This is a genomic window from Klebsiella sp. JN_Kp122, assembly GCF_040062085.1.
Taxonomy (GTDB): domain Bacteria; phylum Pseudomonadota; class Gammaproteobacteria; order Enterobacterales; family Enterobacteriaceae; genus Klebsiella; species Klebsiella aerogenes.
Genome location: NZ_JBEAHW010000001.1, coordinates 151,343 through 167,373 on the forward strand (window position 1 = coordinate 151,343; position 16,031 = coordinate 167,373).

18 protein-coding genes are annotated in these 16,031 nt (G+C 56.2%); 5 read left to right on the top strand and 13 right to left on the bottom strand.

The window, feature by feature from the left end:
* Positions 1–35: 35 nt before the first annotated feature.
* Positions 36–1,037: a transcriptional regulator FtrA gene (gene ftrA / locus ABLU78_RS00730; RefSeq protein ID WP_032714431.1), complete on the bottom strand. Its 1,002-nt coding sequence runs from the start codon at positions 1,035–1,037 to the stop codon at positions 36–38.
* Between the two features lie 68 nt (positions 1,038–1,105).
* Between ftrA and ABLU78_RS00735 the strand changes: the two genes are divergently transcribed.
* Both ABLU78_RS00735 and ABLU78_RS00740 read left to right on the top strand, forming a co-directional pair.
* A complete protein-coding gene (locus ABLU78_RS00735) occupies positions 1,106–1,519 on the top strand; it encodes a rhodanese-like domain-containing protein (RefSeq protein WP_032705757.1) in 414 nt (137 codons plus the stop codon).
* A 142-nt stretch (positions 1,520–1,661) separates the two neighbouring features.
* Positions 1,662–2,765, top strand: a complete 1,104-nt coding sequence (locus tag ABLU78_RS00740; RefSeq protein ID WP_042897583.1) for a cobalamin-independent methionine synthase II family protein — start codon at positions 1,662–1,664, stop codon at positions 2,763–2,765.
* Positions 2,766–2,794: 29 nt separating this feature from the next.
* On the opposite strand, the gene ABLU78_RS00745 is transcribed toward ABLU78_RS00740, so the two are convergent.
* Positions 2,795–3,265 carry a helix-turn-helix domain-containing protein gene (locus ABLU78_RS00745; protein ID WP_015366737.1) on the bottom strand — a complete coding sequence of 157 codons (471 nt, stop codon included), beginning with the start codon at positions 3,263–3,265 and terminating at the stop codon, positions 2,795–2,797.
* A gap of 115 nt (positions 3,266–3,380) precedes the next feature.
* Positions 3,381–4,565: an efflux MFS transporter YdeE gene (gene ydeE, locus ABLU78_RS00750; protein ID WP_015705311.1), complete on the bottom strand. Its 1,185-nt coding sequence runs from the start codon at positions 4,563–4,565 to the stop codon at positions 3,381–3,383.
* A gap of 193 nt (positions 4,566–4,758) precedes the next feature.
* Here ydeE and eamA point away from each other — a divergent pair, with 193 nt between their 5' ends.
* Entirely contained in the window at positions 4,759–5,673 is a 915-nt protein-coding gene (gene eamA, locus ABLU78_RS00755) for an O-acetylserine/cysteine exporter (RefSeq protein WP_015366735.1), read from the top strand.
* Positions 5,674–5,706: 33 nt separating this feature from the next.
* Here the strand turns inward: eamA and marB are convergent, their stop codons facing one another.
* From marB to marR, 3 genes are read right to left on the bottom strand one after another with little or no spacing between them, the layout of a single operon-like run.
* The gene (marB, locus tag ABLU78_RS00760; protein WP_015366734.1) at positions 5,707–5,913 is read right to left on the bottom strand and encodes a multiple antibiotic resistance protein MarB; all 207 of its coding nucleotides are present in this window, start codon (positions 5,911–5,913) and stop codon (positions 5,707–5,709) included.
* A gap of 30 nt (positions 5,914–5,943) precedes the next feature.
* Entirely contained in the window at positions 5,944–6,327 is a 384-nt protein-coding gene (gene marA / locus ABLU78_RS00765; RefSeq protein ID WP_015366733.1) for an MDR efflux pump AcrAB transcriptional activator MarA, read from the bottom strand.
* 17 nt (positions 6,328–6,344) lie between these two features.
* Positions 6,345–6,779, bottom strand: coding sequence for a multiple antibiotic resistance transcriptional regulator MarR (gene marR / locus ABLU78_RS00770; protein ID WP_015366732.1), 435 nt, complete (start codon positions 6,777–6,779; stop codon positions 6,345–6,347).
* A gap of 262 nt (positions 6,780–7,041) precedes the next feature.
* Between marR and ABLU78_RS00775 the strand changes: the two genes are divergently transcribed.
* Positions 7,042–7,710: a MarC family NAAT transporter gene (locus ABLU78_RS00775; RefSeq protein ID WP_015366731.1), complete on the top strand. Its 669-nt coding sequence runs from the start codon at positions 7,042–7,044 to the stop codon at positions 7,708–7,710.
* A gap of 99 nt (positions 7,711–7,809) precedes the next feature.
* Here ABLU78_RS00775 and ABLU78_RS00780 read toward each other — a convergent pair whose 3' ends face one another.
* A complete protein-coding gene (locus ABLU78_RS00780) occupies positions 7,810–9,009 on the bottom strand; it encodes a sugar transporter (RefSeq protein WP_015366730.1) in 1,200 nt (399 codons plus the stop codon).
* Positions 9,010–9,203: 194 nt separating this feature from the next.
* On the opposite strand from ABLU78_RS00780, the gene ABLU78_RS00785 reads away from it, so the two are divergent.
* On the top strand, positions 9,204–10,001 hold the full coding sequence (locus ABLU78_RS00785) for a PhzF family phenazine biosynthesis protein (RefSeq protein ID WP_015705314.1): 798 nt from the start codon (positions 9,204–9,206) through the stop codon (positions 9,999–10,001).
* A gap of 41 nt (positions 10,002–10,042) precedes the next feature.
* Here ABLU78_RS00785 and ABLU78_RS00790 read toward each other — a convergent pair whose 3' ends face one another.
* The 6 genes from ABLU78_RS00790 to ABLU78_RS00815 form a co-directional block, all read right to left on the bottom strand.
* A complete protein-coding gene (locus ABLU78_RS00790) occupies positions 10,043–10,723 on the bottom strand; it encodes an SDR family oxidoreductase (protein WP_048228721.1) in 681 nt (226 codons plus the stop codon).
* Complete coding sequence (locus ABLU78_RS00795) at positions 10,720–11,193, bottom strand: YhcH/YjgK/YiaL family protein (RefSeq protein WP_058676150.1); 474 nt, start codon at positions 11,191–11,193, stop codon at positions 10,720–10,722. The genes ABLU78_RS00790 and ABLU78_RS00795 overlap by 4 nt, the downstream gene beginning before the upstream one ends.
* A complete protein-coding gene (locus tag ABLU78_RS00800) occupies positions 11,190–12,356 on the bottom strand; it encodes an exo-alpha-sialidase (RefSeq protein WP_048228723.1) in 1,167 nt (388 codons plus the stop codon). The genes ABLU78_RS00795 and ABLU78_RS00800 overlap by 4 nt, the downstream gene beginning before the upstream one ends.
* A gap of 2 nt (positions 12,357–12,358) precedes the next feature.
* Positions 12,359–13,771: a sodium:solute symporter family protein gene (locus tag ABLU78_RS00805; RefSeq protein ID WP_048228724.1), complete on the bottom strand. Its 1,413-nt coding sequence runs from the start codon at positions 13,769–13,771 to the stop codon at positions 12,359–12,361.
* Between the two features lie 73 nt (positions 13,772–13,844).
* On the bottom strand, positions 13,845–14,729 hold the full coding sequence (locus ABLU78_RS00810; protein ID WP_032711583.1) for a dihydrodipicolinate synthase family protein: 885 nt from the start codon (positions 14,727–14,729) through the stop codon (positions 13,845–13,847).
* Positions 14,730–15,896, bottom strand: coding sequence for an iron-containing alcohol dehydrogenase (locus ABLU78_RS00815; RefSeq protein ID WP_048228725.1), 1,167 nt, complete (start codon positions 15,894–15,896; stop codon positions 14,730–14,732). It abuts the gene before it with no gap.
* Positions 15,897–16,031 lie beyond the last annotated feature (135 nt).

Genomic DNA, 16,031 nt, shown 5'->3' on the forward strand with positions numbered 1-16,031 from the left:
GACGCGAATAATTGTCGCTGGCCATCTTAATATTATCACTGACGGGTGGAAAACTTTTTTCGATATTGCAGCGGGCTCACGGCGAAATGCTGGCGAAAGTGATGACGTAGCGTACTGGCATTAGCGAAACCGCAGATTTCGGCGATTCTGTCGATGCTGAGGCGGCTGTCGGTGAGCTGCTGGCGGGCGCGAAGCAACCGCTCATCGAGCAGCCAGCGGGCCGGTGATTTGCCGGTCGCCTGTTGAAAACGGCGCAAGAAAGTGCGCGAGCTCATATCCATCCGTTGCGCCAGCGAGGCGAGGGTATGGCTCTCAGCGAGATGCTGATGCAGGTAATCAAACAGCTGGCCGAGGCGCTGGCTTTCACGCGCTGTAGCCACCGGGCGAATCACCTGCTGCGCCTGCCCACCGTCGCGGTGCGGAGACACCACCAGCCGTCGGGCGACGATATTCGCCGCTTCATGGCCGAAATCTTCGCGCACCAGATGCAGACAGAGATCGATGCCCGCGGCGCTGCCGGCGGAGGTCATCAGCCGCGCATCGCCAACGTACAGCACGTCTTCCACCACCTCAATCAACGGAAAACGCTGCTGCAGCCGGGCAGTATAACGCCAATGGGTGGTGGCCTGCCGCCCATTGAGCAATCCGGCGGCGGCGAGCACAAACACCCCGGAACAGATAGAAACGATTCTGCAGCCGCGCGCGTACGCAGCCGCCAGCGCCTGGCACAACGCTTGAGGAACATCGCTTTCTATGCCACGCCAGCCGGGCACCACGATGGTGTCCGCTTCATCAAGCAGCGCCAGCCCGCCATCGCTGACGATACGGATACCGCCGGTGGCGCGAAGCTCGCCATCATCGACGGCGGCGACCGCGAACCGATACCAGCTTTCCCCCATTTCCGGGCGCGGGAGGCCAAAAATCTCCACCGCCACGCCGAATTCAAAGGTACACAGGCCGTCATAGGCCAGAACGACGACTTTTGGTGGTGACAGTGTCACATTGCGGGTTGTCAGGATTTCAGCGTTTTCTGTCATCAATAGGGGCGGTGGTCCGGGTACGGTGGTGGTTAAAGTAGTGTTACCACAGACAAGGAGAATACGCCATGAGTGTTGTAAGCCAATTTACACCAGCCGCCCCGGTCGATGCCGCTGCCTGGTTTGCCCATAAACTGAGTTTCGAAACCGACTGCGCGGATGTCCATCACGCCATGCAGCACGGCGAACAGGACTTTGTGCTACTGCACGTGATTGGCAGTCATGATGTGTTTGCCCGTCGCCACCTGCCTGGCGCGCTGCATCTGCCGCATCGCGAGATCAATGCCGCGCGAATGGCGCAGTGGCCCGCGGAAACGCTGTTTGTTGTCTATTGCGCCGGGCCGCACTGCAACGGCGCGGATATTGCCGCCTTAAAGCTGGCGCAGCTTGGCAGACCGGTAAAAATGATGCTCGGCGGCCTGACCGGTTGGGCGGATGAGGGGTTCGCATTTAGCGTCAGCGAAACGAGCAACATGAAATAAATTCAACAGCCATGAATTTTTCTCGTTTGCCGATGCTCTCTCCGCATGACAGTATCTGGACATATAGACATCCAGAAGTCTAAAAATTCAAATAATGAATTATCACGGCGGGCAACTACCTGCCTGCCGTTAAGGAGAGAACATGCAACGTCACCAGGCCCCGTTCCGCGCAGATATTGTCGGCAGTTTTTTACGTCCTGACGCTATTAAGCAGGCGCGCCTGCAGCTGGCGGAAGGCAATATTGATGCCGGCCATCTGCGTGAAATTGAGAATGAAGCCATCCGCCAACTGGTTCAGCAGCAGTGCGATTGCGGCCTGCACGTGGTGACCGACGGTGAGTTCCGGCGCGCGTGGTGGCACTTCGACTTCTTCGACGGTCTGGAAGGCGTGGAACGTTACGATTCAGAGAAAGGTATTCAGTTCAACGGCGTACAGACCAAAGCGCACGGCGTGCGCGTGACCGGTAAACTGGGCTTCGGCAACCATCCAATGCTGGAAGATTTCCGCTTTTTGAAAAGCGTCAGCGGCAATGCGCAGCCGAAAATGACCATCCCCAGCCCCAGCGTGCTGCACTTCCGCGGCGGGCGAAAAGATATCGATAGCACCGTATACCCGGACCTGGCCGAATACTTTGACGATCTAGCAACCACCTGGCGTGACGCGATCCGCGCTTTCTATGACGCTGGCTGCCGTTATCTGCAACTCGATGACACCGTCTGGGCCTATTTATGTTCAGACGAACAACGCCAGCAGGTACGCGAGCGCGGTGACGATCCGGACGAACTGGCGCGTACCTATGCCCGGGTGCTGAATAAAGCGCTGGAAGGGAAACCGCAGGATCTGACCGTTGGTCTGCACGTCTGTCGCGGTAACTTCCGTTCGACCTGGATTTCAGAAGGCGGCTACGAGCCCGTGGCGGAAATTCTCTTCGGCGGCGTCAACATCGATGCGTTCTTCCTCGAATATGATAATGACCGTTCCGGTGATTTTGCCCCGCTGCGCTTTATCCGACCAGGCCATCAGCAGGTGGTTCTGGGGCTGATTACCACCAAGAATGGTGAACTGGAAAACCCGGAAGGCGTGAAGGCGCGCCTGCAGGAGGCGGCGCAGTATGTGCCGCTGGAGCAGATTTGCCTGAGCCCGCAGTGCGGCTTTGCCTCCACCGAAGAGGGCAATTCGTTAAGCGAAGCCCAGCAGTGGGATAAAGTGCGGCTGGTCACAGGGATCGCCGCCCAGGTCTGGTAAAGAGATAGCCCGCATTAAGCGGGCTTTTTCTATTTGCGCAGCAGGCGCTGTAGGCGTGCCTGTCGCCAGTGGCGGATCCACCCGGCAAAGACAAACAGACGTAATCCCCGTAGTAGCAATAATGCACCCCAGACGATCGCCACCCACACTGACCAGTAGACATCCGGTTGGGTGAAATGATTAATCACCAGCAACAAAACGCAAACCGTGACCGCCACGCTTAGCGAGCGGAAAAAACGGCTCTCCTGATGCAGGCGGCTTTTCGCTTCTTCGATCCGTAAATCGAGCGACGCTTCGTGACCGACAGGCGCATCGTCGCTGAGTTCGGCCACATTTATCTCAAACACTGCCGCCAGGGCGCTCAGGGTTTCTAACCCCGGGCGATCGCCGTTTTCGATCCTCTGGATAGTGCGAACGCTGACGCCAGCCAGTTCGGCAAGCTGTTCCTGGGACCAGGCGCGCTGCAGACGTAATTGTTTGACGCGGGTACTGCTGTTCATGATGTTAATCTCCGGATGGGAACCTGAGACCAGTGTGGTTTTTTAGCCTGCCGGGCGCCACGACAGGCACCCGACAGACAGACGACAGCAACCCGACAGCCGCATGACGCGCGGTTTACGCCTGTACGGTTTGCCACGGACGCACGTTCATGCCGCGGAAAATCATCAGCCAGGCGGCGACTATCGCCAGCATTAAAATGAAGAATAGCGACCAGTGCGGCAGATGGGTGAGGATTATCCCGGTTAGCATCGGATTGAACGCCGCGCCTAACCAGCCTAACGACTGGGCGGAAAAGTAGCTGGCTTTCATACCGGGTGGGGCAATCTGATCGATCAGCATATATTCGCCCGGCGCATAAATAATTTCGCCAAGGGTAAAGATGGCGGCGGAAATGCCCCACATCAGCAGATTATTACCGGAGAGGATAAACCCGCCGAGACCCAACACATAGCACAGGGTGCCGAAGGTCATTAGCGGGCGGATGTTTCGCGCCGAAAGCCGTCGCCCGACGGCATATTGCAACGCGACGACCACCGCGGCGTTGACCGGCAGCACTACCGCGACCACTTTTTCCGCGAAGTCGCTGGTGCCTGCGGCCAGCACATACTGCGAAATGCAGGAGGCGAAAGAGCCGCCGACAAATGACGCCAGCAAGCCGGAAAAGGTAAACCACAGCAAGGCGCGGTCGCGCAAAAGCACCGACGGCGTCCACTGCGGCGTGATGCCTTCCGCACTGGCGGCAGAGGTGCGCTCGACGAAGAGCTGAATAAACACCAGCGGGAAGGCGGCGCACAGCGCGGCCAGCCAGAAAGGCAGGTTAATACTCTGCATTACCAGCAGGGTGCCTATTGGCGGCCCAACGGTCCAGCCGATATTGAGGAAGGTATAGTTGAGCGAAAAGATGCGCGCTTTTTTCTCCGGCGTCAGCACGTCGGCAAACCAGGCTTTCAGTACCGTGGAGAAAACCGAATAGGCGCAGTTGATCAATGAGAAAAAGAACACCACCAGCGCCACGCTATTGACCGCGGGGATGGCGATAAAGCCCACGATAAACGCCACGATGGCGATCAGCATATAGCGTTTTTTGTCGAATTTATCGGCAAGAATACCGAAGCCCATGCTGAAGATAACGCCGACGACCAGCGCGACGGAGAGCGCATAGCCAATGACATCGACTTCCAGCTGGAACCGACGGGTGAGATAAATCGTCATAAAAGGAAGCGTTGCGCCGCGGCCGATGGTTAACAGCAACGACGACGCCAACAGCGCTACCGTTGAGCGCCTGATGGTGGTTGTCATTTTTTCCTTGCCCGATGAAGTGTTTTATTTTTGTTGTGCCCGATCACAAATAGCATGCTAACTGAGCCTTGTATAGCGGGCTCCGTGTCGGAAAGTGCCTTCAGCACCTGCTAAAAATAATGATCTGTTCGAGCGGCGGGAATTTGGTTACTTTGACGGTGGTCATCGTTGACCAGGAAGACAGGGGCTTCGTATGACGCGCAGAGATGGACTGCTGGCAATGCTGGTAGTGGTGGTGTGGGGGCTTAACTTTGTGGTGATTAAGCTCGGGTTACACAATATGCCGCCGCTGATGCTGGCGGGGTTACGTTTTTTGCTGGTGGCGTTTCCGGCGCTGCTGTTCGTTGCGCGGCCCAAAATACCGCTGCGTCTGATGCTGGGCTACGGCCTGACCATCAGTTTCGGCCAGTTCGCCTTTTTATTCTGCGCGATTAACCTCGGTATGCCGGCCGGGCTGGCTTCTCTGGTGCTGCAGGCGCAGGCCTTTTTCACAATCGTGCTGGGCGCTTTTGTCTTTGGCGAGCGGTTACAGGGAAAGCAGGTTGCCGGTATCGCGCTGGCGATTTTTGGCGTATTGGTACTGGTTGAGGCCAGCCTCGGTGGCCAGCACGTGCCGCTGGTCGGTTTTATGCTGACTCTGGCGGCGGCGTTTAGCTGGGCCTGCGGTAACATTTTCAACAAGAAGATTATGTCTCAGCAGCACAGGCCGCCGATTATGTCGCTGGTGGTGTGGAGCGCGTTGATTCCGGTTTTACCGTTTATGCTGGCGTCGGGTATTGTTGATGGGCCGCAGGCGATGGCGGCAAGCCTGGTGAATATCGACGCCACGACCGTGCTATCGCTCATGTATTTGGCGTTTGTCGCCACTATTGTTGGTTACGGTATCTGGGGAGCGCTGCTGGGACGTTATGAAACCTGGAGGGTGGCGCCGTTGTCGCTGTTGGTGCCGGTGGTCGGGATGGCCAGCGCGGCTCTGCTACTCGGTGAACGGCTCAATGGCCTGCAGCTGTTGGGGGCGGCGCTGATTATGGGCGGGCTCTACATTAACGTGTTTGGTCTGCGGCTGGTGCACCCGGGCGCGGCGCGGGATAAAAAAGCCCCGCGTTAGCGGGGCCCAGGAGATATCAGAACAAGTGGAGCATTAGTTGTAATACGGTACGCCCAGCTCATCCGATTTATCATTGCCGGCAGCCATGTGATTAAAATCAAACGGCGAGTCGTTATGTTCCGAAGGAATAATCATCGCATCCCGGTTATTGTGGCGAACCGGAGTGGTGGTTTGCTCCGCGTAACTCTGGCCTGCAGCCAGCGCCATTAGCACGATGGCGGCGGTAGCGAATAATTTCATGATTTCCTCGATACGTCTTTATGCAGGCGATTAACAACAATAATTATTTAGCGGCATCAGGTAGCGGGATTCTCCCGGAACGTTGGTGATGCGATATTTGTGCGGCGGAACATCGAAGTAGTTTTTAAACGTTCGCGTCAGCGTCTGTTGCGATTCAAAACCGTAACGTTCAGCCAGATACAAAATTGGCTCGTTGCTCTGCTTGAGTTTTTGCGCAATCTCCGTCAGCTTACGACTGCGGATGTACTGGCCCAGCGAGTGGCCGGTCTCTTTCTTGAACATTCTTTGCAGGTGCCATTTGGAGTAACCTGAGCGCTCCGAAACTTTCTCCAGCGACAATGGAGATTCCAGGTTCTCTTCGATCCACGACAAAATACTATGGATAGTGATGGCGTCGTTATTGCGTCTGGACATCATCTTACCTCTTCTTATTACGGCAGGACTTTCTTGAGCAGTTGCTCAAGCATGACCACTTCGTCTGCCGTTAGATTTTTTGTTAGTTCCTGGTGCAATTTTTGACCCACAACCTGATGACAGTGCTCACAAAGGGCTGCGCCTTCTGGAGTCAGTTGCACCAGAATGCCGCGCTTGTCATTGGGGTTGGGCAACCGTTCTATCCAGCCTTTGCAGACGAGTCTGTCGAGCATGCGCGTCATTGCGCCTGGATCGACCGACAGAACGGTCTTCAGCTCAACGGGTGTCGTACATACCTCGCAGCGAATGGAACAGAGCACCCGAAATTGGGTAGCGGTGATATCCATGGGTGAAAGGTAGTCGTTGAGCAGTCGATCTTTTTTCTGGTTAACCATCTGGATCAATCGGCCGAGAGGGATCATCTCGTTGAACAGATTGTTGGTGTTTTCCATGATAGTTGCCCAGGCAATTATTTAGTTGCGATGGATATTATTGCCGTGGCAATCATAAGTCAACATTATGAATTCGCCGATGCCACGATTTGCTAAAGAACGATAATTTGATGGTGGTCACTTTTTTCCATTTTACTAACGCTTGTTATTTTTTATAAGCGTGATTTTTTCATGGGGTGTGGCATCTGCGCTGCTGCTGTCGATATACTCACGGGGTGAAACTGTACTGAAAAAATGATACTTAACGGGATGTTGACTCACTATGCTGGAACTCTTTAAAGCAATAGGGATCGGTCTGGCGGTGATTTTACCGCTGGCGAACCCGCTCACCACCGTGGCGCTGTTCCTCGGCCTGGCGGGCAATATGAACAACGCCGAGCGTAACCGGCAATCGTTGATGGCATCGGTGTATGTCTTCGCGATCCTGATGGTGGCGTGGTATGCCGGCCAGGTGGTCATGAATACCTTCGGTATTTCCATTCCCGGTCTGCGTATCGCCGGCGGGCTGATCGTGGCTTTTATCGGTTTTCGTATGCTGTTTCCGCAGCAGAAAGCCCATGATTCGATGGAAGCGAAGATCAAATCGGAAGAACTGCAGGATGAACCCACGGCGAATATCGCCTTCGTGCCGTTGGCGATGCCTAGCACCGCCGGGCCGGGCACCATTGCGATGATTATCAGCTCCGCCTCGACGGTGAAGCACGGCGTCGATTTCCCTGATTGGGTAGTATTGGCGGCGCCGCCGATTATCTTCGCGCTGGTGGGGATCATTCTGTGGGGCTGCCTGCGAAGTTCCGGGGCAATCATGCGGCTGGTGGGGAAAGGCGGCATAGAAGCGATTTCCCGCCTGATGGGTTTCCTGCTGGTCTGTATGGGGGTTCAGTTCATCATTAACGGCGTGCTGGAGATTATCACCAACTATCACGCCTGATCGCGATAACTTTCTGAAAGGCCCGGCGACGTGTCTGTTTCGGGCCTTTTGGGGATAGGATGTCGGCGCCGCGGGCGGCATTGACCGCCCGCGTCGTTATCATGAGTGATGCGCTTGCTGTTCATCAAGCGGCGTTGGCCAGCGGCGAAAAATCATCACTGCCCAGACCAGCGCCACCAGCGCCGGCACTGCGCCAACGTAGCCTATCGCCGACATCGACAGCTGCGTACTCACCTGGCTGCCGACCAGCGCGCCGGCGCCAATACCAATATTGAAAATACCCGAAAACAGCGACATCGCGACATCGGTAGCATCCGAAGCCAGCGCCAGCACTTTCACCTGCATGCCAAGGCCGATGACCATTATCGCGATCCCCCAAAACACGCTGAGCAGCATCAGCTGGTTGGCGTTCCGTGAGGCGGGTAGCAGCAACAGCAGGCATATTAGCAACAGGCCGATAGCGGTGGTAATCAGCCCTGAAGCATGTTGATTGCCCAGCTTGCCGAAGATAATACTTCCGATAATACCTGCGCCGCCGAGCACTAACAGCAGTAGGGTGGCGAAGTTACCGCTAAGACCAGCGACGGTTTGAACGAAGGGTTCAATATAGCTGTATGCCGTGTAGTGGGCGGTCACCACGATAACCGTCAGCAGATAAATGCCGAGCAGCGCCGGACGGCGGAACAGCACCGGCAGGCTCTTCAGCGAACCGGAATGTTCGCTTGGCAGCGCCGGCAATAGTTTAGCCAGGCACACCAGCGTCGCTAAAGCGCCAAGACCAATGGCCAGGAAGGTGGTGCGCCAGCCAAAATATTGTCCGACGATACGGCCAATAGGGATGCCGAACACCATGGCCAGTGCGGTACCGGTGGCGATAAGACTTAGCGCCTGTGCGCGCTTGCCGGGAGGGGCCATACGGATAGCCAGCGCGGAAGTGATCGACCAGAACACCGCATGGGCGAACGCAATGCCAATTCGACTCACCACCAGCACCGTGAAGTTCCACGCGAAAAATGACAATACGTGGCTGGCGATAAATAAGACGAACAGGCCAATGAGCAGGCGACGGCGCTCCATTTGGCTGGTCAGCAGCATGAACGGCAGCGACATCAATGCCACTACCCAGGCATAAATGGTCAGCATGATCCCGACCTGGGCCGTTTCCATGCCGAAGCTGTCGGCGATATCAGACAGCAAACCGACCGGAGCAAATTCCGTGGTATTAAAGATAAAGGCGGCAATTGCCAGCGTGACGACCCGCAGCCACGCGACTCTGCGTGAGACCGTATTTGTAAGCATAAATTCCGGGCTGGTAGTAATGAGAAGAAGAGAAGGCGATCTTAAAACGAATGCTGCTGAAAATACAATCACTTTGTGATCTGTGTCTCATTTTATGCTGACACCTGTGCCTGCTAACAACTTAATTTTTCAGCTAATAGTGTGCACCCGCGCTTTCTGTGTCATGTTGATAGACGATAAAAAAGGGGAGCACGATGAAAGAAATTAGTTTTTACCTGGTCGATGCCTTCAGCGATCGCAATTTTGGCGGCAACGCGGCGGCGGTATGCCCGCTCAGCGAATGGCTGCCTGATGAAACGCTTTTAAAAATGGCGCAGCAGCATAATCAATCCGAAACGGCGTTTTTTGTTCGTACCGACAGCGGCTATGAGCTGCGCTGGTTCACGACCCTTGATGAGATTAATCTCTGCGGTCACGCCACCCTCGCAGCATCGCACGTGATTTTTGAATATCTCGATCACCCTTCGGCAACCATCGTATTCAGCACCCGTTTTGTCGGTGAGCTGCGGGTGACGCGCAGCGGCGATTGGCTGACGCTGGATTTCCCCGCCTGGCAAACGACACCGGTGCGTGACGTGCCGCCGGCACTGTTCGCCGGGTTGGGTATCGATGATGCGCTGGAGGTGCGGGAAGGGCGTGATTACCTGGTGGTGCTACGCGACCGGGCGCAGGTTGAAGCGGTACGACCGAATATGGCGCTGCTGGAGACGCTGGATAAGCGGATTTGCATCAGCGCCGCCGACGAGGAGTACGATTTTGTCAGCCGCTTTTTCTGTCCCGGTGATGGGGTGCCGGAGGATCCGGTAACCGGTTCAACCCACAGTATGTTGATCCCCTACTGGGGAGCGAAGCTCAATAAAACAGACCTGTTGGCGCGGCAGGTGTCGGCGCGCAGCGGCGAGCTGCGCTGCCAGTGGCGCGATGACCGCGTATTGATTAGCGGCCAGGCGACCACCTATCTGCGCGGCACGGTCTATTTGCGCGAAAGTTAACGATAGTTTCCCCGGCTGACGCAGCGCTTAGCCGGGCAATCCTAACTAAGCGAGGCGCCGCCGCACATTACCAGCTCTTGTCCGGTCATGGCCGCGGCCTCTTCGCTAAGAAGCCAGCTCACCAGCGACACCACTTCCTGTGGCTTAATCAATCTACCGAGCGGCGGCGTCTTCGGCGGCGAACTCTCCCGCCCTGGCTGGCGCAGCATTGGCGTATCGGTGGCGCCGGGGGCGACCACGTTAACGGTAATGCCCGCCGCGGCAAGTTCCGCCGCCCAGCTTCTCGCCAGCGCCACCAGCGCCGCTTTGGTTGCCGTATACTGAGAACGGCCTGCCGCTCCGCGAGAGGTTCGGCTACCCAAAAGGATAATCCGACCGCCGCGGCTCATAACGGGCGCAAAGCGGTTGGCTAAGGTCTGCGCTGCATCCACATGCAGACGCCATAACGTCTCGCCACGCAGTGCGTCAAGTTCTCCTAGCGGCGCCGCCGCCATCATACCGGCGGCATGGATAATCGCCTGCGGCGTCGTCGGTACCGACGACAGAGCATCAACCAGCGCCTGGCGGTCGCTTACATCGACTGCCAGATGCCTGAAGGCTTCATGAGCGAACGGCGGCGCGGAGCGGCTTAGCCCGAGCACCTGCCAGCCCTCCGCCAGCAGTTGCCCCACAATCGCCGCGCCGATCCCCGAACTGGCGCCTGTGACCAGTGCCTGCTTCATGGCGCCTCCAGCATGCTGCGCGGTACTTTAAACACCGCTTTCCTCACCGGGGCGGGTGTTGCAAAGGCGCATAGCGCCTGGTGTGGTTCGCCGGGCAGAAAGACCGCGAAGTCGCCGGCATGCAAATGCAGCGTGACGCTTTGCGGCGTCTGCTGGCTGATAAAGAGATCTGGTTTGCGTTGTTCATCGTCGGGTTGGCCGCTGTACAGCGTACCGGCATGAATAGTCTCCTTTCCGCTTAAAATGACCTGAATATCGGCCCACTGGTGGTGGTATTCGGTATGTCGCTGTTCTGCCGCCTGGGTTTGCGCGGTGCCGATGGTGCAGTACCAGTCGCTATCAGCAGGCTGAAAGCGACCATCTTCACGGGCTGTCAGGGCGGCAATAGAACATTCAGGACGGCTGAGGATTTGCCGTAACGCCAGTGGCAACCCCGCCTGAGGCAGGGCGTTCAGATTACCGATGATCATGCGATTTCTCCTTTCACCCACTGCGGCGACACGCGGACATACTTGATGGCCTGCCGGTACCAGGTATAGGCAATGTGTAAATTACCGTCTTCACCCTGTTTAATACTGGGGTAGGAGAATTCGCGGTTCAGTTTTTGTTCGGAATTGTTGGTCATACAGTAGCCGTCGCCCTCATCAAGGTTGCGCATCCATGGCCAGCTTTTACCGCCGTCAGCGGAAATCGCCACGGTCATTGGCGCACGCGGCGCGCCCCAGAAGGCGGTTTTGCCAGTGCGTTCAGGCTCTTTACGACCGTCATCATCTTCTATTTCATCGTATAACGATGCCCGACGCTCGCTGGCGCCTGCTGCGCTCATGTTATTGAACACCAGTGCCAGATCGCCGTTGCTCAACGTGGTAGCCTGAATGGACGAGTTATTGTTTGGCAGCGTGGTGGGGATCGGCGCTGACCAGCTTTCGCCAGAATCTGTCGACCGGCTGTACCAGATGTGATCGGCCCAGCGGCTGCGGAAGAAGGCGGCCAGCGAGCCATCGGCCAGTGGGGTGATATTCATATGCACGCAGCCGAGGCTCTGCGGTACCGCCACGTCGCGCCAGCTCTTGCCGCCATCGGCTGAGATTTTTACCGCGCTCACATCATCGTTACCGACCCATTTCTCCCCCGGCCGGGTACGACAATAGAAAACCGGCAGCAACCAGTTACCGTTGGGCATCACGCTGATGGGTTGCCGAATAAAGGTGCCGGGTTCATCGAGCAGGGTGGCGATTGCTCCCCAGTGTTTTCCGCCATCGCGCGACTGGCGATAACGCACAATAGCGGTGTCCTGATTACCGGCGTGCTGCGCGGTCCATAACAGCCACAGCACGCCATCTGGAGCCTGAAAAAGCACCGGGTTTTGTTCCGAACGCTGCGGATCGTCGGATAACTTTACTGCTTCGCTCCACGTTGTGGCGCCCGGCGCTAAACGCGCCCCCCAGACTGAAATATCCGCTTTTCCTTCCTGTGAACCCCCGAACCATACGCACAGCAGCGTGCCATCGGGCAGCGGCAAAAGATTGGCGGCATGGTTTTGCGGGCAGCCGGAGGGCAACATTGCCCATGCCAGATGAGGATCCTGTTGGTGTTGGCGAATTACGCCGTCAAAAGTTGGGGTGGTGGTCATTTTTACACTCCACGTTGTTCAATGGGGGCCGGGGATGATTGTTGCGCTTTATTGGGGATCAGGCGGTCGATCACCATAATCAGGGCCGGGGTAATCAGCGCGATGTACATGTTATTGATGCCGAACGGATCGCCGAGCAAATACCACGCCGAAGTCACCACGCAGGCGCCGATAAGGCCAGCGTTCGCGCCGCGGGCGCTCTTAAAGAACGGCGCATAGAAGGCGATGACCGCGACGACGGTGATAGAGAGCCTGATGGCGCGGGTAAAGAAGGAGAGCTTCAGCACTTCTGGTACCAGCAGCACAAAAATAAGCGGCAGAAAACCGATGATCAGCGAGGCCCAACGGGTGGCTTTAAACTCCTGCTCCGGCGTTGGATTGCGCCACGGCACGTAAAAATCTTTTACCACCAGCGAGGCAATCGCCAGGGCAACGGTACTGACGCTAACGAAAATTGAAGCAACAAGTGACGTTGTCACTAACCCGGCAAGCCACGGGTTCATATCTTGCAGGAACACCGGCAGGGCGTACAGGCTGTTGATTTCCGGGTGTAAAAACTTCGCCGCCACGCCGATAATGGCGATCGCGAAGGCGATAGGCAGGCAGAAGAAAAAGGCAATCCAGGTAGAGCGTTTCGCCGATTTTACGTTTTTTGTCGAGCTGATCGCCTGAATGACAAACTGGGTACAGAAGATGGAGCCGATGGTGCCGATAAGCCAGGCGCAGATCGTGCCGGCGCCAAAATTACCATCCCAGGTCCAGTAGTAATCTGGCATTTTCTCGATCATTGGCGTAAAACCGCCGGTTTTTGCCAACGCGAAACCCATAATAATAAGCAGGCCGGCATATTTTAAAGTGCTGTGCAGCATGGTGACCCAGGCCACGCCTTTCATACCGCCAAAGGCAAAATAGAAAGTACTGACGATGGCGGTAATAAACGCCGCGAGGGGTAAATTGATTTTTAATACCGTGGAAATGGCCGCCGCGCCGCTGACGTAGTTACCGACGTTCACCAGCAACAGGGCGTAAATCATAATAATGGAAATAATATTCTTGGTGCTGGTGCCGTATTTCTCGGCTATCGCCCCGGAAATAGTAATTTTGCCAGTGTTATAGATGCGCTTAACCAGTATCAGGCCAAATAGGGGAAAGCCAATGGCGGCGCCCAACACCGACCAGGAGGCGGCAATGCCGCTCTCAAAGGCGGCCTGTGCGGTTCCGATAGTGGACTTGGCGCCGATATATTCCGACATCAGCAGGATACCGACAATAAAGGCCGGCATCGCGCGCGAGCCCTCCATAAAATCCCCGGAGTTTTTACTTCTAATACGGAACGTCAGCCAGGTGGTAAATAAGATATAGGCGATGACAATGCCAACAATAATAAAGGTATCTTCAGTGGTAAAATGATTCATCTTAGCCTCTCTTTGGGCGTACGAATCCTGGGCACGCAGGTGCCCGGTCTATTTTGTTGAAGAAGCGCAGCGCTTAATTAAGATACTGCGCGATGATTCCACGTATTTGCTGCAGTTGAGATGCGCTAAACTGCACCGCGTAGCGGCTATCGCCGACCTCATGGCCCATCAGCTGCAATGCTTTTTTCACCGCGGCGGGGGAAAAGGCGACTTTGTAGAGATCGGTACGCAGGCCGGTGACGTTTTCCTGCGCCAGCCTGGAGGCTTCAATTTCGCCTGCCTGGAAGGTTGACCAAATCGCGTTAATCTCCCGTGGCGCAACGTTAGCCAACCCGGAAATGCAGGCTGAACAACCGTCAACGAAACCCTGATGAATCAGCGAATCCGGCCCGTTCAGGACATTAAAACCGTCGATATCCTTCACCGCATCAAGAAAGCCCTTAAGACTCTCATAACTACCGGCGCTATCTTTGATGCCAATGATGTTGCCATGCGCAGCCAGCTGACGCGCGGTTTGCGGTTCAATGGTGTTACCGGTGCGCGCCGGGATGTTATACAGAAATACCGGTACGCTTAGCGCATCGGCGATCGCCGTGTAGTGGCTTACCAGCTCATCTTGTTTTAGCGGCACGAACCACGGGGTGATGACGGACACCGCGTCCACGCCTGACTTTGCTATCTGCTGGCCAAGACGAATGGTTTCCCGCGCCGACACTTCGCCAATATGCGCCACCACCGGCGCGCGTCCGGCAACCGCCTCGACGCAGGTTTCGGCAACAGCTATTTTTTCCGCCTCATTGAGGACGAAAAACTCGCCGTTGGTTCCGCCGCAAAAAATGCCATTACCGGCGGCCAGCTGACGTTCTACCTGTTGGCGCAGCGCCGGCAAATTAAGTTCACCGCTGGCGGTAAAGGGGGTAACAATGGCGGTTAACACGCCGCGAATGGAATGATGCATTTATTTCTCTTCTCCCTGATGAGATGACTGTGGAAACAGCGTCTGGTAAATCGCCTGGACTTCGTCCTGGTTCACGCTGCATGGGGCATTATTCATTAATCGTTTTACTTCCAGCGCCGCGGCGCTTAGCGTTTCAATACTCTCTGGTGGTACACCCAGCGCGGCGAGGTTGTCCGGCAGCGCCAGGCGTTTCACCAGTTGCGCCAGCCAGCAGACCAGCGCATGAGATTTCTCTTCGTTATTCAAAGTCAGATCGGCGTCCGGGATCAGATCCCAGACCTGGGCGAATTTATCCACCGCGTGCGGGCGTACGACCTGCATACAGGGGGCCAGCAGAATGGCGTTCGCGACGCCGTGCGGCAGATGCCAGGTGCCGCCAAGCGGGTAGGAGAGCGCATGCACCAGATGCGTACCGGCATGATTGATAGCCACGCCGCCGTAGTACGAGGCCCATAGCATCTCCAGTTTCGCCGTAAGATCCTGCGGGTGGGTTACGGAACGCTCAATATGCCGCACCAGCTTATGCAGGCCGATTAAGGCGGCGTTATCGCTCACCGGGTTAGCGACGGTTGAAGTAAAGCACTCCAGTAGATGACACAGCGCATCGATGCCGGTGGAGGCGGCAATGGCCGCAGGCATACTGGTGGTCAGTTCCGGCAACAGAGCCACGAAATCCGGCAGCAGTAGCGGGGAGATAATCCCCACTTTGGTATTACGCTCGGGAATAGCCAGGATGGCGTTTGGTGTCGCTTCCGAGCCGGTGCCTGCGGTGGCGGGTATCAGCAGCGATGTCAGACGCAGGCGCGGTTTCTCGCCGTCGATCAGCGCGTTGAGCGCAGGGGAGGCGGGATGAAGTAATACCGAGAGCAGCTTCGCCACGTCGAGGACGCTGCCGCCGCCGATACCGACGACCATCTCCGGTTGCGCTCCCGCGAGTTGGTCAACAATTTGCGCCACGTCATGTTGGCTGGGCTCTGCCGGTACGGAATCCACGATCCTCACCTCAACGTTATTCTCGCCCAGCAGATGTTGGATCTGTTTGGTCGCTGCCAACTTACCAACGTTCGCATCGGTGACCAGTAAAATGCGCTTTTTACCTGCCAGCACTGGCTTCAGGGCTGATATGGCGCCCGCGCCGCTGATAATCGTGCTGTTAATCGTCGCCACGTCTCACTCCTCTATTGTTATGATTGAATTCAATCAACATGCTTAGTGTTCACTCATTTCAATGAGCAAAAGTTATAATTTATACGGACGTTTAATAACTTGAGCTTGCTCACATTTAATCAAATATGATTGAAT